The organism is Botrimarina mediterranea (assembly GCF_007753265.1).
GTDB lineage: Bacteria > Planctomycetota > Planctomycetia > Pirellulales > Lacipirellulaceae > Botrimarina > Botrimarina mediterranea.
Genome location: NZ_CP036349.1, coordinates 4,463,795 through 4,489,094 on the forward strand (window position 1 = coordinate 4,463,795; position 25,300 = coordinate 4,489,094).

Sequence of the window (25,300 nt, forward strand, 5' to 3'; positions counted from 1 at the left end):
GCACGGCTGCAATCGTTTTCAGTACGCCGATGCGGTGAGTAATTCCCACACTCGCCCGGCCCTTCGCTACAGTTTTCCCGCGGCGCCATACGCATGGCGCCGCGAACGTGATTCCTACACTGGATTCGGAACGACCAGCCGCCGATGAACTAGTCGGGGCAGGCGTCGACCCGTCGATCTCGCCGTGAAGTCGCGACGGATCGGCGGGTCACGCATTTCAGGGACGTTGTTGTCTCGATTCGGCGCGCCTAGACTGCGGGCGTGGCCATCGCCGACCCCTCATCATCGATCCGCGAACGCCGGACGTCGGCACGGCGCCCAATGTGGGTGCGGGTCGCGGCGCCAGCTCTGGTCGCTGTCTTATTCTTGGCGGCTTGGGAGACGCTAATTCGCTGGAAGGAAGTCCAGCCGTACGTCGCGCCGGCGCCCTCGGCGGTGTCGGCAACTCTCGTCGATCAGTGGGGCGCGCTCGGACCCGCTTGGTTAGTGACCGTACGTACGATGCTGCTGGCGTTAATGCTGGCCGTTGCGGGAGGTCTACTGCTGGCGGTGCTCTTCGCTATCTCCCCGGCGATTGAGCTAAGCCTTTTCCCCTACGCCGTGATGCTGCAAGTAACGCCATTGGTGGCGACGGCGCCGTTGCTGACGATCTGGATCGAGCAGACGCAAGTGGTGCTCCTGGTCTGCGCATGGATCGTCGCGTTCTTCCCCATCCTCGCAAGCACAACGGTCGGCCTCCGCAGCGCCGATCCCGGCTTGCGCGACCTCTTCGATCTCTATGGCGCCAGCCGCTGGCAGCGACTACGCCTGCTCTTGGCTCCGACCGCCCTCCCCTACTTCCTGTCCGGACTGCGGACGGCGGTCAACCTGAGCCTCGTCGGCACCGTCGTCGCCGAATTCGCCACGGGCGCGACTGGCAAGCAGTCGGGCCTTGCCGCCGCCGTCTTCGAGGGCCAGTACCGCCTCGACACGCCGCTGATGTTCGCCGCCCTGGCCCTGATCGCGCTGACGGGGATCATCGGCTACTTCGCGACGCACCTCCTGAGCCGCTGGCTGCTCGCCGGTTGGCACGAGTCAACGCTGTAGTGAGGCGATACGCTTAGGGCTCCCAGCCAATCCCTGGGGAAACTGTTAGACTTATGGCGACACCCGCCCTGCTCTGCCCCCGCGTCGCCGTGCTTCGAATCGCTTTACTACTTCTGCTGATCGCCTGCCCGCAACCTGCTAGCAGCGCGGAGAAAGTGACGCTTGCCCTTAACTGGAAGGCGCAGCCCGAACTGGGCGGCTTCTATCAAGCGCTCGCCGCAGGGCACTACAAGGACCGCGGTCTTGATGTGACGATCCGCGTCGGCGGGCCGATGATCAACAACCGCCCGCTGCTGCCCGTTGGTAAAGCGGACTTCCTGATCGGGACCAATCTGATCCCGGCCTTCGATGTGGTGAAGCAGAAGATCCCAACGCGTTTCGTCGCCGCATTCTTCCAGCGCGACCCGCAGTGCCTGATCGCCCACGCCGACGGGCCCGTCAAAGAATGGGCCGACCTGAAGAAGGCGCCACTGATGCTCGGCGCGCCGGGACGGCACAGCTTCTTCCTATGGCTCGAGTCGGCCCACGGGTTCGATCGGTCGCTCATCCGGCCGTACAACCACAACCTGGCGCCGTTTCTCGTGAACAAAGGCTGGGCGGTTCAGGGGTACGCCACCGCCGAGCCGCAACGTGTCCGCGAAGCCAGCGGCGCCGAGCCGCGCGTCTTCCTGCTCGCCGACAACGGCTGGCAGAGCTACTCGACCGTGCTCGAGACGCGTCAAGACTTGATCGATGAGAAGCCCGAACTGGTGCAGGCTTTCGTCGATGCGTCGATCGTCGGCTGGTACGAGTACCTCTACGGCGACGCCGCCACGGCCAACGAGTTGATCCTTGCCGAGAACGCCGACATGACACCCAGCCAGATCGATTACTCGATCGAGATGATGCGCAAGTGGGGCCTCGTCGACTCGGGCGACACGCTCGAAAAGGGCCTCGGCGCGATCGACGGCCACCGCGTCGCTTCGTTCGTCAAGACGATGACCAAGGCCGGCCTCTACAAGGAAGGCGAGATCGACCCGACAGATTCTTACGACGACCGATTCGTCAACAAGGGCGTCGGCCTCGACCGACGCGACGAACTCTTGCTTGAGGCTCCAACCGGGCCGTAGCCTACATCTCCTTCCCTCTAACTCCACACTCTTGGAGAACTCTGCTATGCGACCCCCGTTCCTCGCCGCCGCACTCTCGGCGGTGGCGTTTTCAATCGGCTGCGGCCCCACGGGGCCGGAATTGGACCCCGCCCAGTTCCCGAAGGCGTTGATCACGCTTGAGTCGTTGACCGAAGAGATCATCGCCGCGTTCGAGGCGGGCAATCCGCAAGCCGCCGACAGGCCGATGCACCAGCTCGGCAAGTCGTTCAGCACGATTCAACAGCTGGCGGGCGTTGCCGGGCTGAGTGACCAACAACTGACGAAGCTCGACGACGCTAAAGATTCGCTGCTCGAAACGTTTGCCGTACTCCACGAACCGTTGCACGAGGATGAGCTGCCGGAGGACTTCAAGTTCGAACCGCTCAAGCAGCAGTTGCTCGACGGACTCGCCGAACTCCGCGCCGCGTTGCCGCCGGAGATCGTCGCGAAGATGGACGAGGCCGCGGCCGAGCGAGCCGCGTCGCCAACTTCTCCCTCCAGCGATGATGCCCACGACCACGACGCGCACGATCATGAAGGGCACAGCGATCACGATCATGCCGATCACGACGATGAGGAGCATGCCGATCACGATCACGATGACCATACGGACGAGCCTGCGGCCGACATGCCGGCCGACAACACGGGGGCGGCGCTGCCGCCCCCGTCGGGCCGTTTCCGGCTCGCCTCGTTGCACAAGACCGGTCGGGCGCCGATCGGTCCAACCGTGATGATGTACGACGCCACCTCGCTCGACACGGCGCCTGAGCACGTCAGCCGAGCCGCCGATCTCATGGCTTCCGCTCCGTCGGCCGACCGCTGGGTGCAACTCGTGCCAACACTCCATGCACGCCTCAAGCCCGATCTGACGATCGACGCCTACGGCCTGCAAGGATCGCGGGGAGCGTCCTGGACGTCGCCCGACAACTTCACGGTCGCCACGGACGACCTGGCCGACCGCTTTCGCGACGCGTTCGCGAAGGCGATCGGCCAGGCCGTCCGCCGCGGCCTCCACGTCTCGCTGCTGCCGCACCTAGACCCGGCCGGCGGTCGCGTCAACGAGTGGCGGAACCTGTACCGTTTCACGCCTTCCAAGACGATCGGCGCCGGCTCGTACGAGTCGCTGCTCATCAAACCACTCGCCGACGCCATCGAAGCCGAAGCGACTTCGGACACAAGGTTCGATCTGGCCCTGTCGGGCGAGATGGGCCGCTCGCTCTTCCAGCATCCCCAGGCGTATCGGGCGATCGTCCTGCGATTGCGCGAACGGTTCGCAGCCAATCCCCGCACCAAGGGCGTGCAGATCGGCGTCGCCCTCAACTGGAGCGGCCTAGCGGGTGAGGCGGAGGAAGCCGCGATCGACCACGCCGCCGTCGCCGAGCTGTTCGCCGAACTCGATTTCATCGGCGTCTCTTGCTACGCGCCGGTCAGCGTGCCGCCCACCGCCGAAGACTTTTTGGCCGCGACGCAGAACTTCGTCGAAGAACTGCGCAGCCTCGGGGGAGACCTGTCGCCAAACGCTCGGCTCGTCTACAGCGAGGTCGGCATCGGCGGCGGCTACCCCGAGTTCGGGATCGATGGCCTCCGCTACCCTACACCCGCCCAAGTCGCCGCTAAGCCCTACGAAGGCCGCGGGCACGGCCGGAACAACCCGTGGGACGACCCCGCGCTGGCGAAGCTACGGAGCGGGTACTACGGGGCGTTGTGCGACTACCTGAGCAATGACGCAAACGCTTCGCCACCAATCGACAAGGCCTTTCTGTGGAGCGAAGGCCCCTGGGACCCGCAGGGCGTGGCGTCGCGGTCGTTCCGCGACGAGGCGATCGCCGCTTCGATCGACCGGCACAACGCCGGCTAGCTCGCGACGGTACACAGGGTGGCGGGTAATAATCCCGCGCCGACAACGGCTGGTCTGCTATTCGATGGCTACTCCGTGGGGCAAGTCTTGTTTTGGGGCTAACCGCACGCCAGAATACGGCGCAGCCGACCATCGTTCGGCGATTTCTCACGACCGATTTAGTCCGCGCCCATTAAGATCGTTGTCGAGTCGATTGGAACGCACCGATCGAAATCGAAAACTGTCGACATTCCAACGTTCTGGCAGCCAAAGATGGCGGACTCTCTTTTCGGTCCTTCAGGCCCTCATTTGATGCATGGGCTTCTAAAGGCGGTAGTTCTCGATGGTACGTCACGACGCCGGGGCGCCTCACTCTGTGTAATCGCGGCGCTCGTGCTTTCGACGTTCAGCCTAGGGTGCAACAGCGATACGCCGACGACTTCTGAGCAACCCGTTCCGCGAGTGACCGTCGCCAGCGTCGTCGAACAGGTGGTCACCGACTCCGACGAGTACACCGGTCGGACGGAAGCCTCCGCGATTGTGGAGGTCCGGGCCCGTGTATACGGTTACTTGAAGTCAACCGAGTTTCGGGACGGCGACTACGTCGAAGAAGGGCAGACTCTCTTCACGATCGAACCGGACGAGTACCAAGCCATTCATGCCCAATCTTTGTCGCGCATCGCGTTGACGTCGGCCAACTATGAGCTGGCGAAAGCGAACCTCGGTCGGAGCGAGAAATTGGTCCCTTCCGGGGCCATTTCGCAGGAGGAGTACGAAGAATCCGTGGCCGCGATGAAGTCGGCCGAGGCGACCGTCGTCGCGGCCAAGGCAGACGCCGATCGAACCGCTCTGGATCTGAAGTATACGGAGATCAAAGCGCCGATTAGCGGCCGCATCGATCGCGCACTTGTCTCCGACGGCAATCTGCTCACCGGCGGACGGACCGATGGAACGCTGCTGACGACGATCGTCGCTGAGGCGCCGATGTACGTGTACTTCGACGTCGATGAGCGTTCGCTGCTCGGGTACATGCGGCGACGGAGCGGGAATGAATTGGAAAAGACCCCCGGCAATTTACGAGACCAAGAGGTTCCGTGTTACGTGCAGTTGGCGGATGAAAAGGATTTTTCGCACGTCGGCAAGCTCGACTTCGCTTCGGCCGAGGTTAGCACCACTACGGGCACCGCCCGTCTCAGAGGCGTGTTCGAGAACGAAGATCGTGGTCTGGTAAGCGGACTCTTCGTACGAATCCGTGTCCCGGTCAGCAAACCGTACCAAGCGTTGCTGATTCCGGAGCGAGCCCTAGCCACCGACCAAAGCGTCCGGTTCGTCTATGTCGTCACGGAGGAGCAGAAGACGGAGCGGCGCAACGTCGAGATCGGCGGACAGCGCGGCGATTGGCGGATTGTGAAGTCGGGGTTGACGGCCGGTGATCGGGTGATCGTCAAGGGACTCCAGCGTGTCCGCCCGGGGCAGCTGGTGGAGGCCGAAACGGAGCCCGCTGCCGAGATGGAGCCCGCTGCCGAAGCCGCTTCTGGGACTCCGTCCGATTCGTAGCCGCCTGCTGGCAGCGGCCCGAATCGTGAGAGTCGAAATTACGCAACGCGCCTCATCGCCAAAATAGTCCGGTTCCTAGGCGTCAACGCAATGGCCAGTTTCTTCATCAACCGCCCGATCTTTGCGGCGGTGATCTCGGTCATCGTCACGCTGGCGGGAGCGCTCGCCGTGAGGACGCTGCCGGTAGCGCAGTACCCCGAGATAACGCCGCCGACCGTGCAGGTTAGCTGCACCTATCCCGGGGCGAGCTCCAAGGTCGTAGCCGACACCGTCGCCGCGCCGATCGAGCAGCAGGTGATCGGTGTCGAGAACATGCTGTACATGTCGTCGCAGAGCACCAACGACGGCGGCTACAACTTGACGGTGACGTTCGAGGTAGGCGCCGACTTAGACATGGCGCAAGTGCTCGTCCAGAATCGAGTCAATCTAGCGTTCCCATCCCTCCCGAGTGAAGTTAAGCAAACGGGCGTCAGCGTAAAGAAGAAGTCGCCGAGCATTCTCTTGGTCGTCAACCTCGTGTCTCCCAAGGGGACGTACGACCAGCTCTATCTGAGCAATTACGCAACGATCAATCTGCGCGACGAACTGGCCCAGATCAAAGGCGTCGGCGACGTTTCTTATCTCGGGCAGCTCGACTACAGCATGCGAGTTTGGATCGACCCCGATCGGATGGCGGCGCGCAACTTGTCGGCTAGCGATGTCGTGGCGGCGCTGCGCGAGCAGAACGTCCAAGTCGCCGCCGGATCGCTCGGACGTCCTCCCGTGCCAACGGGGCGGGCGTTTCAGTACACCCTCAGCACACTCGGACGACTGACCTCGCCCCAGCAGTTCGGCGAGATCGTCGTAAAGACTGGGGACAACGGCGAGATCACGCGCCTGCGCGACCTGGTGACGGACGAGCGCAGCGACGAAGACGGCGCCCGATTTGGCGGCATCCAGCTGGGCGCGAAGACCGAGGACACGACGTGTAGTCTCGACGGGCGACCGTCGATCGGCCTGGGCATCTTCCAGCAGCCGGGATCGAACGCGCTCGCGACCGCGGAGGCGATCCGGACACGGATGGAGGAACTCAAGCTCGAGTTTCCGCCCGACGTGGACTACGCCATCGTCTACGACACGACCCCCTTCATCGACGAATCAATCCACGAGGTCTTCAAGGCGTTGCGGGACGCCATCGTCCTCGTCGCGATTGTGGTGCTCGTGTTCTTGCAGTCGTGGCGGGCCACGTTGATCCCGCTGATCGCTGTGCCCGTGGCGATCATCGGCACGTTCGCCGTGATGTCAGGCATGGGCTTCAGCCTCAACAATCTCTCGCTCTTCGGCCTCGTGCTTGCGATTGGCATTGTCGTGGACGACGCGATCGTCGTGGTTGAGGCGGTTGAACATCATCTCGACCACGGGATGTCTCCCAAGGCCGCCGCTGAGAAGGCGATGAGCGAAGTTACCGGGCCCATCATCGCGATCTCTCTCGTGCTGATGTGCGTGTTCATCCCCTGCGCTTTTATCACGGGGATCACGGGCCAGTTCTTCCGGCAATTCGCGCTGACGATCGCCGTCTCCACCTTTTTCTCCGCGGTCAACTCACTGACCCTCAGTCCCGCGCTGTGCGCGCTGCTGCTGAAGCCGAAGGAGCAGCAGAGAGACCTACTTTCGCGATTGATGCAGTTCGGCCTGGGTTGGTTCTTCCGGCTCTTTAACCGCGGGTTCACCCAGGGCTCCGATCTGTACGCGTCGATCGTTCGCGGCCTGTTGCGGGTCAGCGCGCTCGTATTGTTGGTCTATGTCGGATTGCTAGCGCTCACCTACTTCAGTTTTACACGGGTCCCCATCGGCTTCATTCCCTCGCAAGATAAAGGCTACCTGCTGGTCGATGTGCGGTTGCCAGACTCGTCGTCGCTGGAGCGCACCAAGGCAGTGATGGAGCAGATCGAGAAGATCGCTCTGGGAAGCGACGATGACGCTCTTGGGGACTCCGGAGACGGTCACGGAGATGGCGTCCCGGGCATTGCGCACACGATCACCATCGCCGGTCAGTCGATCGTGCAAAACGCGATCGGGTCCAACTACGGAACCGTGTACGTGGTGCTCGACGAGTTCCACCATCGCCACGGCGATGACTTGGGCGCCGACGCAATCGCTTCGAAGCTGCGGGCCGCCTGCTATCGCGACGTGCAAGAAGCGTCGGTCTCGGTTTTTGGAGCGCCGCCCGTCGACGGTCTCGGCAGCGCGGGTGGCTTTAAGCTGATGGTCCGCGATCTCACCGGGCTTGGACTCGACGCCCTCCAGGAGGCGGCGGACGATCTCGCCGCCGAAGGCAATGAGCAACCTGGGATCATCGGGATGTTCAGCGCGTTCCGGGCGCAAACGCCGCAGATGTACGTCGATGTCGACCGCGCTCGCTGCAAATCGATGGGCGTCCCCCTCGACGAGGTCTTCCTCACGTTGCAGCTCTACCTGGGGGGATACTACACCAACGACTTCAACCAGTTCGGGCGCACGTGGCAGGTCAATCTTCAGGGCGATCCGCAGTTCCGGCTGACGCCCGAGCAGGTGACGAGGCTGAAGGTTCGCAACTCGGCTGGCGAGATGGTTCCGCTGGGCAGCGTGGCGCAGGTAAACGAAATCGGTGGCCCAGCCCTCGTGCTCCGCTACAACGGCAAAACGGCGGCGTCGGTCAACGGTGGATCGCTGCCCGGCGTGAGCTCGGGCACGGTGATCAGTACGGTCGATCAACTGGGCAAGAGGGTTCTGCCGCAGGGCATGGATTTTCAATGGACCGAATTGACGTTGTTACAGATCCTGGCGGGGAATACGGCGATCATTGTGTTCGGGGTTGCGGTTGTATTGGTGTTCCTCGTGCTGGCGGCCCAGTACGAAAGCCTGACCTTGCCGCTCGCCGTCATCCTCGTCGTTCCGATGTGCCTGCTCAGCTCGGTGATCGGCGTCTGGCTGGCAGGGATGGACATCAACATTTTCGTGCAGATCGGCTTCGTTGTGCTCGTGGGCCTTGCGAGCAAGAACGCCATTCTGATCGTTGAATTCGCCAAGGAGAAATCGGCTCAAGGGGCGTCGCCGGAAGAGGCCACGGTCGAGGCGTGCCGTCTACGGCTGCGGCCCATCATCATGACGTCGCTCGCCTTTATTCTCGGCGTCTTGCCGCTCGCGCTGGCCGTGGGCGCCGGTGCGGAGATGCGGAGCACGCTTGGCATCGCGGTTTTCTCCGGAATGCTGGGCGTGACGCTGTTCGGCATCTTCCTGACGCCGGTGTTCTATTACGTGATTGTGCGGCTGACTCGCGGCTCGACGCCCCTCACCGCAAATGACAGCGTCAGCTCCAGCTAGACGCACGCAGAGGCCGACCGGTCACCCCGAGGGTCGACTATGGCTTCCCAAAATGAGAACCCGAATGTAGTTCGCCCCTGATCTCTTGGGTCTTTGAGCGTCTGCAAGTTCGCCCTACCCATGAAGAGCTGGGAGAACTACGCGTTCTTCATGAGCGGCCTCGACGCAGTGCATTGATCCAACAAAGGGACTGCAGGAGGCGTCTCCGACGCCGATTGCGGCGTCCACTCCGCAACGGCATCGTACGCGAAATCGGCGTTGGAGACGCCTCCTACATTTTGTTAACCGAACGGCTTGTCGATCGATTCGCTTGGCTTCGTCAGCCACTCGGCGCCGCTTTCGGTGACGAGGAAGTGGTCTTCGAGGCGGACGCCCATCTCGCCGTAGACGCAGAGGGTGGGCTCGATGCTGGCGATGTTGCCGGGCGTTAGCGGCGTGTCGTTGCGGCGGACCAGGTAGGGCCGCTCGTGGCACTCGAGGCCGAGGCCGTGCCCCGTGCGGTGCGGCAGGCCGGGCGTTTTGTAGTCGGGACCGAAGCCATGCTTGGCGATCACGGCCCGCGCCGCCTCGTCAACGTCGCTGCACGGCGCGCCGGGCTTCGCTGCGTCGAACGCCGCTTGCTGCGCTTCGTGTTCGACCGCCCAGAGTTGGCGTTGTCGTTCGGTCGGCTCGCCGAAGACATACGTCCGCGTCAGGTCGGACTGGTATCCGTGTACTGCACAACCGATGTCCACCAGCACCGTATCCCCGTCGCGGAGCGTCTGCTCCCCCTCGGGCCCGTGCGGGTAGGCGGTCTGGTCGGCGAAGGCGACGATCGAAAACGTGTTGCCGCCATCGGCGCCCCCCTCACGGTGCATCCGGTCGGCGGCGGCGGCGATCTCGGTGTTCGTCATGCCGGGCCGGAGCATCTCGTGGACGCGGCGGTGCACGTCGAGCGTCAGCCCCATCGCCCAGCGGATGATGGCGATCTCGGCGGGGCTCTTCACGGCCCGGCAAGCGGCGACGGTGCCCACCGGGTCAACTAGCTCGATGCTCGGCGCCTCGCTACGTATCCCCGCGACGAACGCCCACGGCGTCGCCTCGTCGAACGCCAGCTTCTCGGCCCGCCACTCACTGAGCAGCTGCGCGACCAACCGATAGGGCGACTCTTCCTCCTGCCAGACACGGACCGCGTCGCCCACCCGCAAGAGCTGACGAACCTTCGGCTCCTCGAACGCCGGCGCCACATAGACCGGGTCTCCCTCTCGCCCAATCATCGCGCCCAGAAGCCGTTCGCTGATCCCCCAACCCACGCCCGTGAAGTACCGCAAGCTCGCCCCGCCGGGGAGCAGCACTGCGTCGACGTTCTGTTCCGCCATCCGTCGCTGCAAACAATCGATCCGCTGGCGATGGTCTTCGGCGGTTATCGCAGGCGGTTGAGGCGGCACAGGTCGGCTCGGCAGTAAACAGGCTATGATTGAGATAGGACCATCGAAACCCATCTCACCGATCCTGTAAACCTCTCCGCCCTTGGCGCTCTTGGCGCCTTGGCGGTTCCAACATCACCGATTGAACCATGAAGGTCTCCATCATCGGCGCCGGCCGCGTCGGCTCGACGCTCGCCTACACGCTCGTCGTCAAGGAAGTCGTGGACGAGATCGTGATTGTCGGTCGCAATCGAGACGCCGCCGAGGGGGACGCGCTCGACCTCCAGCACGCCCACCTCTTCGTCGATCGCAACATCGACATCCGCGCGGGCGAGATCGCCGACACGGCCGGCTCGGAGGTGCTCGTCATCTGCGCGTCGGCGCCGTGGAAGGAGAACTTCACCGACCGCTTGAAGGCCGCCGCCGATAATACGCGGCTGATGGAAGAGCTGATCCCGCCGCTGGCGGCAGCCTCTCCCGACGCAAAGATCGTGATGATCTCGAACCCCGTCGATGTGCTGACCTGGCACGCCATCCGGCTGTCGGGCTTCAGTCCCGACCGCGTCATGGGGACCGGGACGCTCGTCGACTCGGCCCGCTTCCGCGACATGGTGAGCGAAGAGGTCGGCATCCACCCCGCCGACATCCGGGTGTACTCGATGGGCGAACACGGCGACAGCCAGTTCCTCGCCTTCAGCTGCGCCGAGGCGGGCGGCGAGCCGCTCGAAGACCGCCCCGACCGCCGGGAGATGTTCGCCCGCGCCGTCGGCGCCGGTTACGAGGTCTTCAACAAGAAGGGCTGCACGAACTACGCGATCGCGATGGCGGCGACCTACCTCATCGAAGCGATCGTCACCGACGCCCGCCACACGATGCCCCTCTCGGTGCTGATCGATGGCTACCAGGGCGTCAGCGGCGTCTGCCTGAGCGTGCCGGTGGTGGTCGGAAAGAAAGGGATTGTGCGTTGGATGAAGCCGGAGTTGAACGAAGAGGAAGCCGAGGCGTTTCGCGCCAGTGCTAGCGTGATCCGCAAGGTGATCGTCGGCACGCTGCGCGAAGACAAGGACGTTTAGCTAGCAAATCCACTATGGGAGGGGTCTCCAGACCCCGATTACGGTGTCCATGCCGTAACGGCGTGGTGCGCGTAATCGGGGTCTGGAGACCCCTCCCACAATCGTTCCATTCTTTATCCTGCCACGATTCGCCTTGCCATCGTTGGCAGCCGCTAGTACGGTCCACGGCCAATGTCTTCATTTTGGCGCACGGAGTCGGTCATGGGCGACGCAAAACGACTTGAAGCGGCGAAGCGGCTCTTTGGGATGATCGGCCAGAAGCTCGGCGCCGAGATCTCGGTGCGGCTGTGGGATGGGTCGGTCGTGCCCCTGGGTCCCAACGCCGACCCGAACATCGGCCTCTCGATCCGCGGCCCCGGGGTCATCGGCGCGCTGTTGCGGCGGCCTTCGCTCGAGACCGTCATCCGCCAGTACGCCACCGGCGGCGTCGACTTCTACGGCGCCGACTTCATCGACTTCGCCGACAAGGCCCGCGTCAAGAACTCGCGCCGCCGCGTCGGCAAGGTGAGCAAGCTCGCCGTCGCACGGAATCTGTTGCCGTTCCTCTTTGCACGGGATGAGCCGGTCCAAGACAAGAACGGCTTTAACGGCGATGACGCTGGCTTTGATCGCGAGCAGTCCGCCAACAAAGATTACATCCAGTTCCACTACGACATCGGCAACGACTTCTACAAGTTGTTCCTCGATCGGAACATGGTCTACACCTGCGGGTACTTCACCGACTGGAACAACTCGCTCGAGCAGGCGCAGCTCGACAAGCTCGACATGATCTGCCGCAAGCTACAACTCAAGCCGGGCGAGCGGATGCTCGATATCGGCTGTGGCTGGGGCGCGCTGATCTGCCACGCTGCCGAGCACTACGGCGTTTACGCCCACGGCGTGACGCTCGCCGAAGAACAGGTCGAGTACACGCAGCAGCTGATCCGTGAGCGTGGCCTCGAGGGCCGGGCGAGCATCGAGCTCAAGGACTACAACGACGTCGAGGGGTCGTTCGACAAGGTCTCGTCGATCGGCATGGTCGAGCACGTCGGCATCGCCAACATGCCCCTCTATCTGAACAAGATCAACTCGCTGCTGCCCGACCGGGGCATCTTCCTCAACCACGGCATTACCCGGCCGGCGAAGAAGTCGGCCCGCAAGTTCCGCAAGCTGCGGCCCGAGCAGAAGGCCCTCCGCAAGTACATCTTCCCGGGCGGCGAGCTCGATCACATCGGCCACAGCCTCGAGCTGATGGAGTCGCACGGCTTCCGCGTCAGCGACGTCGAGGGCTGGCGCGACCACTACGCCCAGACCTGCCGGCACTGGTGCCGCAACTTGTACCGCAACCGGGACGAGGCGATCCGGCTGGTGGGCGCGGAGAAGTACCGGCTGTGGCTGGCTTACTTGGGAGGCGTGAGCTACTCGCTCGGCGACGGTTCGGCGTGCATCTTCCAGACGGTAGCGACCAAGCACGCCTCGAAGGGCGTCAGCGGCATGCCGCCGACGCGCCAGCATCTCTACGAGCCGCGTCCGGCAGGCGCTCGGGCGGCGGCGTAACGTTGCGGCGACCTTTGGACCGCCATCATTGCTGCCGTTGATCGACCGGCAGGTGCGTTGCGCGTCGCCATTGCAGAATGCTCTGCGACAGACCACAAGCACGTGAACGTTGTGGATGCTTTGGCGCTGCCCCACCTAGCGATTTAGCGAAGATCGTGTTTATCTCGGCGCGCCTTTGCCGCTCAGGACGCCTCTTTTTGAAGGCGCTCGCAAGAGATTGTCGCCGATTGTGACGGCGAGGCATGTCGTTTGCCTAGCTGACGTGCCAGTCGCATCGCCTCGACGCCCTTAGCGCTGACCGGTGATTTTGCGCCTTCGCAACCGCCGGTTGTGTTTCTCATGCGGGGCCGCCCCGCCCTCCCCTCTATCGGAGATGTCAAGATGAAGTGTCTGTTAACCGTTGCCCTGTGTGTCGCCATGACGTCCGTCGTATCGGCACAGGTCGTTCAGACGTCGGGCCAACAGAACATTCAGTCGTCGACGCGCGCCAACAGCTCGCAGATCGACAACCGCGTCGCGTCCTGCCTGATCCTCGCCAACCTGGGCGAGATCGAGATCGCCAAGTTCGCCGAAGAGAACCTCGACGACGGCGACGTCAAGAAGTTCGCCAAGACGCTGGCCGAAGACCACAAGAAGCTCAACAAAGAACTAGAACGCTTCGCGCCGCAGGCCGCTTCGACCAAGCTCTCCAGCGACAGCAGCTCGTGGGATCGCGATCAGCAGCGTTCGCAGCAGGCCGGCACTAACATTACGCCGGGCTTTGATAATCCCAGTGCGTCGCAACAGACGGCCGCACAGAACCCGACCGACAAGAAGCTCTTCCAGATCGAGAAAGAAGCCACGCAGAACTGCGTCGCTATGACCAAGGAAGAACTGCAAGAGACCAGTGGTAAGGAGATGGAGCAGGCGTTCCTGGGTTGCCAGGTCGCCACGCACATTCAGATGGTCGCCCACCTGAAGGCGGCCGAGAATGCGGTCTCGCCCGAACTGAAGCAGGTGGTCGCCGACGCGAAGGAGAAGGTCCAGTCGCACCTCGACAAGGCCAAGAAGCTGATGAAGGAGCAGAAGAATAGCTAACCTGAGACTGCAACCGCTCTGAAGTGAGCCCGCCGCCATCCCGAGATGGCGGCGGGCTTTTTTTGTTGAAGCGGTCCGACGATCGTTCGGCGATCGGGGCTGACGGGACGCCTTTTGGAGCCGCGGCTGCCGCCCGACCCGGCGGTGGTCATGAACACCCGTCTACAGGCCCCACAGAGGCCCGTAGAAGGCCTCAAACACCTCGGGGCGACAGAACCTCACCTCGCCCTCGCAACGCCCTAACGTGCGTCCTAGAGGCTCAGGAGGGCGCCCCCCAAAGGGGCTGCCTTACCTGGGGATCGACCACCGCACGTCGGCCCAAAGTCCGCCGCCCTGTCGAACTTCCCGCCACGACCCGCGGAGGTCGGTCCCGGAGGTGTCGTTAAAGCGTGCTCCACATATAGCGTACTTCATTCCTCCGTAGCGTCGCGTGCAGAAACGCGGAGACGCAGAGGCTAGGCAGCGAAGACTCACGCCAAGCCGCCAAGGCGCAAAGACAAAGTCGTTGAGAAATGAGCGTAGCCACAAACGATCGCAGAGCAACGCGTTCTTTGCGGCTTAGCGCCTTTGCGTGAGTCTTCAAGTCATCCAACTCTGCTGTCTCAGCGCCTCTGCGCGAGACGTGATGGCAAATTGAAGAACGCTCTAGCTACCCCTCGGTCACAAAGGTCCCCTCGACGCGATCGTCAAGCACGGTTGCGCTGCCGACAACCCGTAGCGGAACCAACTCCCAAAGTGGCGACCATCGCCCACACGAACAGACTGGCAGGCTCGGGGACTTCGCCGTCCGTGGGGGGTGGCGGCGGAGTCATCGTAATCGTGGGGTCCGTCAGCTTGTCACTTCCTTCGCCGGCGTTGACCTGCTGGAACCTGACGAACGACGTCAGTTTGTAGGAATCGTCGCCCGGGTCCGTGAGGGCGGAGAGGAACGCCGCTTCCAAGACGGCTGCCGTGCCCCCACTCAGCTTGATCGATACTTTGTCGCTCGAGCCAGCGGGGAGTGCGCCGTTCGCATTCCCGCCCTGAAAGTTGGCGTTGTCCGCGACCCCAAAATCGACGCTGCCAAACGGCGGCAAGCTTGCATTGACCAGCAAGGTGTCGAAGTACGCCACCGTGTCGCCGTCGAGGTCGGTCATCAGGCTGTTGGCGACGAGCGACACACCGATCGGAAGATCGATCGCAAAGCCGGTGAGCATCGACGCCGTGGCGCCGCTGCCGAAAACGGGACTGCCCGTGGTGTTGCTGATCAACAGTTCGAGATCGACCTCACCCGGCAGCAGCGAGTCGATGAAGCTCATCACGACCTTCGCCGACGCGCCCGTCGCGGTCGGGTTCGAGGACGTACTGTCGGCGCCAAAATTGAGTTCGATGCTCGCCTCCGCCGGCGCGGTCGCGACGAGCGACAACGCTCCGACGAGAAGACCAACCCCGTAGAAGCGTCCCCGTGCGGCGCCACCGATTCGAATCAAGTGTTGAGCATTCATGGTTGCAAACGAATAGGGTGGAAAAGACCCTTGCCAATCGCCCCCGGCGATCGACCTCAGAGAATCAAGCGACGACACAAGACCGCAGAGAGGAGAAACCCGCCCCGAGTTAAGGAGCGTGCTAGCTGCCGCAGCTGATCTCATTAACCGGATCTGCGGGCCGTTTGCAAGGAAAATCCCATTTTATTCGGTCAATACTCACCTGAGCCGGCCATCGGCGCCAGGCTATCGACCTCGTAAGAGGGCCCAACGTCGGGGCAAAGAGTCGGCATTTCAACCTGCCAACGAGAACCTGCACGCAGCCCGGCACTACAGATAAGGCTGAGCCGGGGGCGGCAGCCCGTACTAGACCACGCCTTCCAGCTCTCCCTTCCAGCGAACGAAACCCTCGATCGCTTCGAACTCCGACAGGCCCAGCTTGTCGTAGAGTTGCGCGCAGCCGCGGTTGCGGTCTTCGGCGCGTTGCCAGAACTCGCGCGGGTCGCTCCCCGGGAACAGGGCCCGGTCCTTCTGTGACTGGTGCTTAAAGATTGCGTTCCGCTTCCGCATCACCTCTTGCGGGCTCAGCGGGACGGCCATCTCGATTTGGTGCGGCTCCCACTCGTGCCACGCGCCGCGGTACAGCCAGACGACGCAGTGCTGGTACCAGTCGCGGTCCTTGATGCGGTCGCACGCCGTGAGGATCGCGCGGAGGCAAGTGCGGTGCGTGCCGTGCGGGTCCGACAGGTCGCCGGCGCAGTAGATCTGGTGCGGCTTAATCCGCTCGAGAAAATCGATGACGAGTTGGATGTCGTCTTCGCCGAGCGGGTTCTTGCGCACGCGGCCCGTCTGGTAGAAGGGCATGTCCATGAACGTGCAGCGTTCTTCCGGCACGCCCGCGACACGCGCGCCGGCGCGGGCCTCGGCGCGGCGGATGAGGCCTTTGATGGTTTGAACCTCGGGGCTATCCACCTGGCCGGGCTGCTTGTGACGGAGGAAGGTCTCGACGTGCTCTTCGAGCTTCGCGGTCTGCTCGGGGTTGATGCCAAACTGCTTGTTGAACTCCGCCATGAACTCGGCGTAGCGGATCGCGTCGTCGTCGAACACAGCGACGTTGCCCGACGTCTGGTAGGCGATGTGGACCTCGTGGCCCTGATCGCAGAGGCGGATCAGCGTGCCGCCCATGCTGATGACGTCGTCGTCCGGGTGCGGCGAGAAGCAGATCACCCGCTTCGGGAAGATCTCGTCGTGCGGGCGGCGGCGGTCGCCGGGCTGTTGGCGCTCGAGCGGCTTGCCGCCGGGCCAGCCGGTGACGGTGGCCTGCAACTGGCGGAAGACTTGCAGGTTGATGTCGTAGGCGCGGCCCTTCTTGGCGAGCAGCTCTTGCAGGCCGTCCTCGTTGTAGTCCTCTTCGGTGAGCTTGAGGATCGGCTTGTTGAGCTTCCGTGCCAGCCAGATGACGGCCTTGCGGGTCCAGTAGTCGTTCCACTCGAAGACGCCGCCGGGGCCCGAGGAGAGCGGCCCCAGCAGCCACGGCGCTTGGTAGCGTGTTAGCCGGTCGGCAGCGGCTTCGTCGAGGACCGCCACCGCGTTGTCGTGCTCTTGCAGGAAGCTCGCCGCGACGATCGGCGTCACGGGACCTTCGATCGCCTCGGCGACGACCTTCGCCTTCCCTTCACCGAAGGCGAGCATGTAGACCTGCCGCGCTTCGAGGATCGTGCCAACGCCCATCGTGATCGCACGACGCGGCACGTAGTCCTCGCCAAAGAAGTCGCTCGCCGCGTCTTGGCGAGTCTTCTTGTCGAGCGTGATCATACGGGTGCGGCTCTCACGGCCGGAACCCGGCTCGTTGAAACCGATGTGGCCCGTGCGGCCGATGCCGAGGACCTGTATATCGACGCCGCCGAGATCCACGATCTTCTGCTCGTACGCCGCGCAGTGGGCGAGCACCTCTTCTTCGGGGAGCGTACCGTCGGGGATGTTGACGTTCGCTTGATCGATATCGATGTGGTCGAAGAGGTTCTCGTTCATGAACCGGACGTAGCTCTGCAGCTCGTTGGGCTGCATCGGGTAGTACTCGTCCAGGTTGAACGTGTGGACGCCGGCGAACGACAGGCCCTCTTCGCGGTGCAGCCGCACCAGCTCGGCGTAGACGGTCGTCGGCGTGCTGCCGGTCGCCAAGCCAAGGACGCAAGGCCGGCCCTCGGCGGCGCGCTCGCGGATCAGCTCGGCGATCTGGGCGGCGACGTACTCGCTGGCGCTCTTGGCGTGCTTGAACACGCAACAAGGGATCCGCTCGATCTGATTGCGGGGGTCGAGGTCCTTGAGGGTGGCGGGCTTCAAGGCGGCCATGGGCGTGCGCGAAAGTTTGGGTGGGGTGTGGCTAGAAACGTCAGTTTAACCGCAATCGCGGTCGGCGGTGCGGCGGATTGAGTAGTGAAGTCTCGAAAATGCGCAGAGACTGGGGTTTGGGGAGTCGATCGGTAGGGGGGAGCGGGTTGGTGGTTCCCTCCGGTCGCTGACGCTCCCGGCTCGCCATCGTTCTGCTGGCGAGCCGGGAGCGTCAGCGACCGGAGCGTGCCACGCCCGAACTCACCACCCCATTCAAACCCGTACCCGCTTCCCACTCTCCAAACTCTTCGCCTGCGCCTGGCAGAGCACAATCGCGTCGCGGGCCAACTCGGCGCTGAGCACCGCGGAGGGTTTGTCCTCCTTCACACACCGAACCACTTCGCGGAGCTCGGTCTCGAAGGCGTCCATCGGGTCGCCGCCGGCAAGCTTGGGCCGCTTCGCCTTGCCGTCGTGCGTCAGCACTGTCGGCGGGCAAAGGTAAGCCCCCTCGCCGCCGATCACCGCGAAGTCGAAGACCAGCGTCGCGCGCTCGAGATGAATCTCAAAGGCATGCTGGAACGACCGCCCCTGCTGATTAATCGTTCCGCTAGTAGCGAGCACCGTAGGCAGTGCTTTCCCTTCCTGCCCACTGCCCACTGCGGACTGCCCACTAAACTCAAACTGCGTATTCCAATACTCCGGCAGACCGTTCCGCATCCGGCCGCTGGTCGACACCGCCATCGGCTTGCCAAAGACCAAGCGGATGAAGTGCGCGTCGTGGACGTGGAGGTCGAGCATCGGGCCGCCGACACGGTCGGGGTCCCAGAACGTGGTGAGCCAAGCCGGGTCGGAGATGACGCGCTTGAACGATCCGCCAACAAGCGCGCCGTGCTTGCCGCTCTGGATCTCTTTCAGCGCCCAGGCGTATTCGGGGAAGTACGGCAGCACGTGGCCGATGTAGAGCTGCTTCTTCGCCTTAGCGGCGGCCTTCACCATCCGGTCGCAGTCGGCCGGCCGCATCGCCATCGGCTTCTCGCAGAAGACGTGCTTCCCCGCGGCGAGCGCCCGGCAAGCGATGTCGGCGTGCAGCGCCGGCGGCAGCGTGATGTCGATGACGTCGAGAGACGCGTCGGCGATCATCTCATCGACCGACTCGTACGTCGCGACGCCCGCCAGGTCCATCTTCGCCCCCGGCGGGCCGAAGTTCCCCTTGATCGACCGCCAATCGCCCCCGCGCTTCTTCGCGTCTGGATCGGCGATCGCGGCGACCTTCACGCCGCGCAGCTTCGCATAGGAGAGGTGGTGAACCATCCCCATAAACCCAAGGCCAGCGATGCCAACTCGAAGCATGTGCGAACTAACGGTGCGGTCTGACTGAGGAAGGGTTAATTCAGGAAAGGAGATAGGGGGATGGTTGGAGATGAGGGGGACGGTCGTTCGACCGCGGGAAATCTAGCCGCCAAAAAACTCTATCTAAGAAAAGGAATGGCTTTGTGGGTGCTAAAAAATCTTCCACACCAAAGGCGTCCCCCGCGGCGGCCACGATCCCCCTTATCTCCAATTATCCCCCTATCTCCCTTCCTTCGCGTCGCCTACTTATCGAGTGAGCGAAGCAGTTCCAGAGCGGCGCCGATCTCGGCTTTTTGGCGTTCGGGCTCTTGGGGGATCTCGCGCTCGATCGTTAGCGGGCCGTTGTAGCCGATCTTGTCGAGCAAGCCGATGAACGCGGCGAAGTTTACGTCGCCTTTGCCCAGAGCGGTCTCCTCGCCCCAGGTCTCGCCGGGGTCAGCGTTCCACTTGGCGTCCTTGCAGTGGACGCTGCGGACGTGCCTGCCGAGCTGCTCCAGCGCCGGCAGCGGCTCGCCACAGCCGTAGAGGATCATGTTGGCGGGGTCGAAGTTCACGCCGAGATTCTGGCGATCCACCGCTGCGAGGAACTCCAGCAGCACGCCAGCGGCCTCTTGCCCGGTCTCCAAGTGGACCGCTTGGCCGTGGGGCAAGCAGTGGTCGCAGATCGCGTGCGTCGCGGCGACCACGTCGGCGAACTCCTTGCTGGACGCGTCGTGCGGAACGAAGCCGACGTGCAGGCCCACGGGGATCGGGCCGCCCGTGTAGCTCGTCTCGGGCGACGAGAGGAGACGGGCGAAGTCGGCGATCTCTTTTAGCTCAGCCAGCCGCTCGGCGCGCGTCTCAGCCGGTGCTAGCCCGATGGTGCGCTGTGTCGTCGGGATGTCGGCGTAGGACTCACCATCAAAACCGGCGAAGACGACGGAGATCTTGATGCCCAGCTCTTGCAAGCGAGCGCGGAACGCCGCGGCGTTCGCCTCGGTCCGCGACGCCTTGTGCGGCGTGTGGAGGTGGACCGTGGGGACGCCGAGTTCGTGGGCGACATCCAGGTGCACGCCGAGGCCGGCGTCGATGCTGGCGAAAACTCCGAGGGGGCGAGGCATTGCGAAGGGGGAAGGCGGAAAGGGGAAGGCGGAAGTCAGCCCTTGCGGGATCAGCTTCTTGTGGGAGGGGTCTCCAGACCCCGATTACGCACACCATGCCGATTCGGAAGGGATACCGTAATCGGCGTCTGGAGACGCCTCCCACAAGCGACTTCGTCGCCCGCTAGGCTCCGATGGCTTAGCCCGGTGCTATGCCACTCGTGCCGCGATCCTTACACGCATGGCCGCCAAATGCCAGAGTCCGTCGCATCGGGCAGCGAGTCAGGCCGGCGCGTTCTCGGGCCCTGCGGTTGCCGACTCGTCGCCGCTCTGGCCGAGGGCGCCCTCACCTAGAGCCTTGTCGCGATCGACGCGGTCCCAGAACGCCACCGCGAACAGCACCATGATCGCCAGGGCCATGTAAGCAGGGATCAGCCAGAACTCCTTCCACTGCAGCATCGTCTGGTTCACCAGTTCGCCATCGAGGTTCTCCGGCAACGCCCGGCTGAACATCTTGCCGAAGCGTTCGAAGAAGCCGAGCGTCGACTCGGGGCGGGCTTCGGCGATCGCCGCGCTGAGGCTGTCGTGGCTGGGCATCTGGGTCTTGAACAGACGACCGGCGACCTCATAGCCGATAAACATGCCGACGCCCTGCGTGAAGAACACCAGCATGCTCTGCGCCTGACCGCGGACGCTCGCCGGCGCCTTCTGGTCGGTGTACATGAACCCCGTGACGAAGAAGAAGTCGTAGCAGATGCCGTGCAGCGCGACGCCTAAGAGCAGCATCCAAGTCGAGAGCTCGGACGCGCCGAAGGCGAACAGCACGTAACGGGCGAACCACGCCCCCATCCCGACGATGATCATCCACTTCACGCCCAAGCGGCGGAAGAAGAACGGGATCAGCAGCATGAAGACGATCTCGCTCATCTGCCCTAGCGACATCGTCGCCGCGGGCTCTTCAAAACCGGTCTGCGACAACAGGCCCGACGCGTACTGGTAGTAGTAAGCCAGCGGGATACAGATCAGCGTTGAGCAGAGGATAAACACCGCGAACGGCACGCTCTTCATCAACCCGAAAGCGTCGCGCATCAACAGGCTGCCGATGTCGAGCGGCTTGCCCTTCGCCGGCGGCGGCGTGTGCGGGAGCGTGAAGCTGTAGAACCCAAACACGGCCGACGCCGCCGCGCCGAGGTAGAGGATCTTGGTGCTCGCCGACCACCCGAGGCCGCCCACCACCAAGCCCGCGACGATCCAGCCGATCGTGCCCCAGACACGGATCGCCGGGAACTTGTTCTGGTCGTCGATGTTCGCGAACGCGATCGAGTTGCCCAGGCCGAGCGTCGGCATGTAGCAGAGCATGTGGCCGATGAAGAGCCACACCGCCAGCGAGCCGTTGCCCGCCTCCACCGCCCCGGCGGCGCCGTACATCAGGCCGGCGCCGATCAGCATCAGCACACCCTGCACCATCTGTGAAGGGAACAAGCGGTCGGCGATCAGCCCTAAGAACAGCGGCGCGATGATCGCGGCGATCGGCGCGCTCTGATACGCCCGCGGCGTGAAGTCGCCCAGCCCGGCGCTCCCCATGCAGAGGAACAGCGTCACGAACCAAGCCCCCCAAGTGAAGAACTGGAGGAACATCATCACCGACAACCGGGTCGTTACCATGCGTAGCTGCTCGCTCGGGATTTTTGCATTGGGAGAGGAGAGGCGTCACTATCGCTACGGCGCGTGAGCCGTCGGCGCTAGCCGCGGGTTTGCGATGGTAACGACCCCGCCCCCTCGGAGGCTAGCAGGGCTTGTGAAAAAAGCCCGCTTTGCATGGCGAAACGGCGAGCCGGCGACGTTAGTCGTCGGTGGATAGCGGGTACATGGATTCCACCGACGACTAACGTCGCCGGCTCGCCAATCAATCTCGCCACACGCCGTTAGCTGGGCAGCTTCCCCCAGGGTTGTCGCCGCCAGCGTGTCACCGCCAACAGCCCAATCACTACCGCCAGCGGCGCCAAGAAGGCCACGAGCGACCCGCGGCCCGGCGGTTGGCCGATCACCGCGGCCGAGTACGCCAGCCACGCCGTGTAGGCGACGTAGAAGAGCAGCATCAGCGCCCCTTCGAGCCGCGTCACACTCATCCCCGAAAAGAAGATCGGGTAGCAGCAAATCGACACCGCGACCATCAGCGGGATGTCGAACGCCAGCGAGTCGGCGCTCACCGCGACGCCCGCCGGGGCGACCGTCGCCCCCATTCCAAGCACCGCCACGACGTTGAGGATGTTGCTGCCGATGACGTTACCGACCGCCAGGTCACGCTTGCCACGCATCGCGGCGACGACCGACACGACGAGCTCGGGAAGCGAAGTGCCGATCGCCACGATCGTCAGGCCGATCACCAGCTCGCTGACACCAAACCGTTTGGCGAGCTCGACGCAGCCATTCACCGTGTAGTCGGCGCCGTAGACGAGCAGCGCCAGGCCGGCGAGCCCGATGATGGTGTTGACGACGAACGTTTTCGGCGTGGCGGGCACGTCGTGCGGCGCCACGTCTTCGAGTTCGCGCTCGAGCTTGCGAGTCTCGCGCCGGGCCTCGCGCATCGTCCAGCCGAGGTACATCACCATCGCCACCACCAGCGCGATCCCCTCGCCGCGCGAGACCGAGCCGTCTGACCCCAGGGCGAACAACGCGATCGCCGCGCCGATCATCACCGGGATATCGAGCCGGAAGAGCTGCGAGCTAACCGTCAGCGGCGCGACGGTCGCGGCGAGCCCGAGGATCAGCAGCAGGTTCGCCAAGTTGCTGCCGACGATGTTCCCCACCGCCAGGTCCGCCTCGCCGGCGTAGCAAGACTTCACCGTAACCGCGAGCTCCGGCGCGCTTGTCCCTAGCGCCACTACGGTCAGCCCAATCACCAGCGCCGGCACCTTCAGCGCCGCCGCCAGATTCGAAGCCCCGCGCACGAGCAACTCACCACCAACAATCAACCCGACAAACCCGCCGAGGATGAAGAGCGCGATCGTGAAGAGGTCCATTTAAGTTGCTTCTTTGAAAAAAAAGAATGGGACGCGGATGAACGCGGATGACGGGGATTTCCGCGGATCAGAATCGAAAGAATATCCGCGTCAATCCTTTCAATCCCAGTAAATCCGCGTCCCATTCGTCAGCCCATCAAACCGCGTTGCGGCGGATGTTGGCGGGGGGGCCGCCGCCGGCTTGGGCGCTGTTCACGGCGGCGACGAACGCCTTGGTGCTCGCTTCCACGGTGTCGGTCGAGACACCGCGGCCGCGGTAGAGGCGGCCGTCGCTGATCGCCTCGATGTTGGCCTCGCCCTGCGCGTCCTTGCCCTTGGAGACGCTGTTAACGCGATAGTCGGTCACTTCGAGCTGGATGCCGGCGACCTTCTCGACCGCGCGGAACAGCGCGTCGAGCGGGCCGTCGCCGCCGAAGAACGTCTCGGTCGTTTCTTCGCCCTTCTCTTTGGGCCCACGACGGAGCGTCACGGTAGCCGAGGCCGGTTCGTCGGTGTGCGTCTTCACGTCGTACGAGACGAGCGACCAGTCGCGCTCGCTCGGCGGTCGCTTGTCCACCAGCGCGATGAGGTCGGAGTCGTAGACCTCCTTCTTCTTGTCGGCGAGCCGCTTGAACGCCTCGAAGACTATGTCGAGCTTGTCGCCTTCGACCGGGTAGCCCAATGCCTTCAGGCGATCCGACAAAGCCGCCCTACCAGAATGCTTGCCGAGCACGAGGTCGGTCTTGGTGAAGCCGACGTCCTCGGGCCGCATAATCTCGTAGGTCGTCGGTTCCTTGAGCATGCCGTCTTGGTGGATGCCCGACTCGTGGGCGAACGCGTTGCGGCCGACGATCGCCTTGTTACGCTGCACCTCCATGCCGGTGATGCTCGAGAGCAAGCGGCTGGTGGGAACGAGGCGCGTCGTGTCGATGCGGGTGTCGGCCTGGTAGTAGTCGTTGCGAGTGCGGAGCGCCATGACGATCTCTTCGAGCGAGCAGTTGCCGGCTCGCTCGCCGATGCCGTTGATGGTGCACTCGATCTGCCCAGCGCCCGCCTCGATGCCGGCAAGGCTGTTGGCGACCGCCATCCCCAGGTCGTCGTGGCAGTGCATGCTGATGACGGCCTTGTCGATGTTCGGCACCCGATCGACGAGCGTCTTGATGTGGTTGAACATGTGCGTCGGCGTGGCGTAGCCCACGGTGTCTGGAATATTGACGGTGGTGGCGCCCGCGTTGATGGCGGCCTCCACCACTTCACAGAGGAAATCCAGCTCGGTCCGCGCCGCGTCCTCGGGCGAGAACTCGATGTTGTCGCACAGGTTACGGGCCCGCTTCACGCCCTCGACGGCGCGGCGGACGATCTCGGCCTTGTCCATCCGCAGCTTGAACTCGCGGTGGATCGCACTGGTGGCGAGGAAGACGTGGATCCGCGGGTGCTCGGCGCCGCGGACCGCCTCTCCCGCGCGGTCGATGTCCTTGTCGTTGCAGCGGGCGAGGCCGCAGACCTGCACCCCCTTCACGGTCTCGGCGATCGACTTGACGCTCTCGAAGTCGCCTGGCGACGCGATCGGGAAGCCCGCCTCGATCACGTCGACGCGCAGGTCCGCGAGCGCCTGGGCCATCTCGAGCTTCTCAGCCAGGTTCATGCTGCAGCCGGGCGATTGCTCGCCGTCGCGGAGCGTGGTGTCGAAGATCGTGATTGGGCGTGACATAGTCTTAAGTGCTTGGCGCCTGCGAAAAGGGTTCAAAGAAATGGTAAGGATACGAAAAAACCCCGCGGCCGCAGGGGCCCCGGGGTCTGGCGTTTTCAGTAGTGCAGCTCGGACTGCGCGCCGTCCCTAGGACCCCGTTGGGGCTAGTAGGAGGAGCGGCAGTAGGAGGCTGGCAGTCGACATGATTGGTGCTCGGCTTCGAGTATAGCCCCCAGACCCCCGCTAGGGCGACCGGGTTCGCCGAAAAAAGCCGGGCCGATGGCAATCCAAGAGCGAGCCGGGGCGTCCCCGACCCCGGCTGAATCAACTACACGCTTCCC

The 25,300-nt window shown here is 63.8% G+C and carries 16 protein-coding genes; 8 read left to right on the top strand and 8 right to left on the bottom strand.

Annotated features, from left to right (window positions below; all coding sequences use genetic code 11):
* Positions 1-261 precede the first annotated feature (261 nt).
* From Spa11_RS17185 to Spa11_RS17205, 5 genes are all read left to right on the top strand, one after another.
* Entirely contained in the window at positions 262-1,086 is an 825-nt protein-coding gene (locus tag Spa11_RS17185) for an ABC transporter permease (RefSeq protein ID WP_197529477.1), read from the top strand.
* A gap of 53 nt (positions 1,087-1,139) precedes the next feature.
* The gene (locus tag Spa11_RS17190) at positions 1,140-2,195 is read left to right on the top strand and encodes an ABC transporter substrate-binding protein (protein WP_145114497.1); all 1,056 of its coding nucleotides are present in this window, start codon (positions 1,140-1,142) and stop codon (positions 2,193-2,195) included.
* A 46-nt stretch (positions 2,196-2,241) separates the two neighbouring features.
* On the top strand, positions 2,242-4,074 hold the full coding sequence (locus tag Spa11_RS23055; RefSeq protein ID WP_197529478.1) for a hypothetical protein: 1,833 nt from the start codon (positions 2,242-2,244) through the stop codon (positions 4,072-4,074).
* A 441-nt stretch (positions 4,075-4,515) separates the two neighbouring features.
* A complete protein-coding gene (locus Spa11_RS17200; protein WP_197529479.1) occupies positions 4,516-5,610 on the top strand; it encodes an efflux RND transporter periplasmic adaptor subunit in 1,095 nt (364 codons plus the stop codon).
* 90 nt (positions 5,611-5,700) lie between these two features.
* A complete protein-coding gene (locus Spa11_RS17205) occupies positions 5,701-8,952 on the top strand; it encodes an efflux RND transporter permease subunit (protein WP_145114500.1) in 3,252 nt (1,083 codons plus the stop codon).
* Positions 8,953-9,233: 281 nt separating this feature from the next.
* Here the strand turns inward: Spa11_RS17205 and Spa11_RS17210 are convergent, their stop codons facing one another.
* Positions 9,234-10,379 (bottom strand): M24 family metallopeptidase, encoded by a 1,146-nt coding sequence (locus Spa11_RS17210; RefSeq protein WP_197529480.1) that lies wholly within the window; start codon positions 10,377-10,379, stop codon positions 9,234-9,236.
* Positions 10,380-10,507: 128 nt separating this feature from the next.
* On the opposite strand from Spa11_RS17210, the gene Spa11_RS17215 reads away from it, so the two are divergent.
* The 3 genes from Spa11_RS17215 (at position 10,508) to Spa11_RS17225 (ending at position 14,044) form a co-directional block, all read left to right on the top strand.
* Entirely contained in the window at positions 10,508-11,431 is a 924-nt protein-coding gene (locus tag Spa11_RS17215; RefSeq protein ID WP_145114504.1) for a malate dehydrogenase, read from the top strand.
* Positions 11,432-11,632: 201 nt separating this feature from the next.
* Positions 11,633-12,967, top strand: a complete 1,335-nt coding sequence (locus Spa11_RS17220) for an SAM-dependent methyltransferase (RefSeq protein WP_145114506.1) — start codon at positions 11,633-11,635, stop codon at positions 12,965-12,967.
* 381 nt (positions 12,968-13,348) lie between these two features.
* On the top strand, positions 13,349-14,044 hold the full coding sequence (locus Spa11_RS17225) for a DUF4142 domain-containing protein (protein WP_197529481.1): 696 nt from the start codon (positions 13,349-13,351) through the stop codon (positions 14,042-14,044).
* 686 nt (positions 14,045-14,730) lie between these two features.
* Here the strand turns inward: Spa11_RS17225 and Spa11_RS17230 are convergent.
* The 7 genes from Spa11_RS17230 to Spa11_RS17260 all read right to left on the bottom strand — a co-directional run bounded on the left by Spa11_RS17230 (position 14,731) and on the right by Spa11_RS17260 (position 24,980).
* Complete coding sequence (locus tag Spa11_RS17230) at positions 14,731-15,528, bottom strand: hypothetical protein (protein ID WP_145114509.1); 798 nt, start codon at positions 15,526-15,528, stop codon at positions 14,731-14,733.
* A 345-nt stretch (positions 15,529-15,873) separates the two neighbouring features.
* Positions 15,874-17,859, bottom strand: a complete 1,986-nt coding sequence (gene nagB / locus Spa11_RS17235; RefSeq protein ID WP_145114511.1) for a glucosamine-6-phosphate deaminase — start codon at positions 17,857-17,859, stop codon at positions 15,874-15,876.
* A gap of 252 nt (positions 17,860-18,111) precedes the next feature.
* On the bottom strand, positions 18,112-19,188 hold the full coding sequence (locus tag Spa11_RS17240; RefSeq protein ID WP_145114513.1) for a Gfo/Idh/MocA family protein: 1,077 nt from the start codon (positions 19,186-19,188) through the stop codon (positions 18,112-18,114).
* A 242-nt stretch (positions 19,189-19,430) separates the two neighbouring features.
* Complete coding sequence (locus Spa11_RS17245; protein WP_145114514.1) at positions 19,431-20,288, bottom strand: sugar phosphate isomerase/epimerase family protein; 858 nt, start codon at positions 20,286-20,288, stop codon at positions 19,431-19,433.
* A gap of 261 nt (positions 20,289-20,549) precedes the next feature.
* Positions 20,550-21,932, bottom strand: a complete 1,383-nt coding sequence (locus tag Spa11_RS17250) for an MFS transporter (protein ID WP_145114515.1) — start codon at positions 21,930-21,932, stop codon at positions 20,550-20,552.
* Between the two features lie 260 nt (positions 21,933-22,192).
* Positions 22,193-23,290 (bottom strand): calcium/sodium antiporter, encoded by a 1,098-nt coding sequence (locus Spa11_RS17255; protein WP_145114516.1) that lies wholly within the window; start codon positions 23,288-23,290, stop codon positions 22,193-22,195.
* 136 nt (positions 23,291-23,426) lie between these two features.
* Complete coding sequence (locus Spa11_RS17260; protein ID WP_145114517.1) at positions 23,427-24,980, bottom strand: 2-isopropylmalate synthase; 1,554 nt, start codon at positions 24,978-24,980, stop codon at positions 23,427-23,429.
* Positions 24,981-25,300 lie beyond the last annotated feature (320 nt).

Bases quoted from the DNA above. Each gene is read 5' to 3' on its own strand.
- Spa11_RS17215 (WP_145114504.1), top strand. From the start codon at position 10,508: ATGAAGGTCTCCATCATCGGCGCCGGCCGCGTCGGCTCGACGCTCGCC.
- Spa11_RS17220 (WP_145114506.1), top strand. From the start codon at position 11,633: ATGGGCGACGCAAAACGACTTGAAGCGGCGAAGCGGCTCTTTGGGATG.
- nagB (WP_145114511.1), bottom strand. From the start codon at position 17,859: ATGGCCGCCTTGAAGCCCGCCACCCTCAAGGACCTCGACCCCCGCAAT.
- Spa11_RS17240 (WP_145114513.1), bottom strand. From the start codon at position 19,188: ATGCTTCGAGTTGGCATCGCTGGCCTTGGGTTTATGGGGATGGTTCAC.
- Spa11_RS17255 (WP_145114516.1), bottom strand. From the start codon at position 23,290: ATGGACCTCTTCACGATCGCGCTCTTCATCCTCGGCGGGTTTGTCGGG.
- Spa11_RS17225 (WP_197529481.1), top strand. From the start codon at position 13,349: ATGAAGTGTCTGTTAACCGTTGCCCTGTGTGTCGCCATGACGTCCGTC.
- Spa11_RS17250 (WP_145114515.1), bottom strand. From the start codon at position 21,932: ATGGTAACGACCCGGTTGTCGGTGATGATGTTCCTCCAGTTCTTCACT.
- Spa11_RS17190 (WP_145114497.1), top strand. From the start codon at position 1,140: ATGGCGACACCCGCCCTGCTCTGCCCCCGCGTCGCCGTGCTTCGAATC.
- Spa11_RS17245 (WP_145114514.1), bottom strand. From the start codon at position 20,288: ATGCCTCGCCCCCTCGGAGTTTTCGCCAGCATCGACGCCGGCCTCGGC.
- Spa11_RS17260 (WP_145114517.1), bottom strand. From the start codon at position 24,980: ATGTCACGCCCAATCACGATCTTCGACACCACGCTCCGCGACGGCGAG.
- Spa11_RS23055 (WP_197529478.1), top strand. From the start codon at position 2,242: ATGCGACCCCCGTTCCTCGCCGCCGCACTCTCGGCGGTGGCGTTTTCA.
- Spa11_RS17230 (WP_145114509.1), bottom strand. From the start codon at position 15,528: ATGAATGCTCAACACTTGATTCGAATCGGTGGCGCCGCACGGGGACGC.
- Spa11_RS17205 (WP_145114500.1), top strand. From the start codon at position 5,701: ATGGCCAGTTTCTTCATCAACCGCCCGATCTTTGCGGCGGTGATCTCG.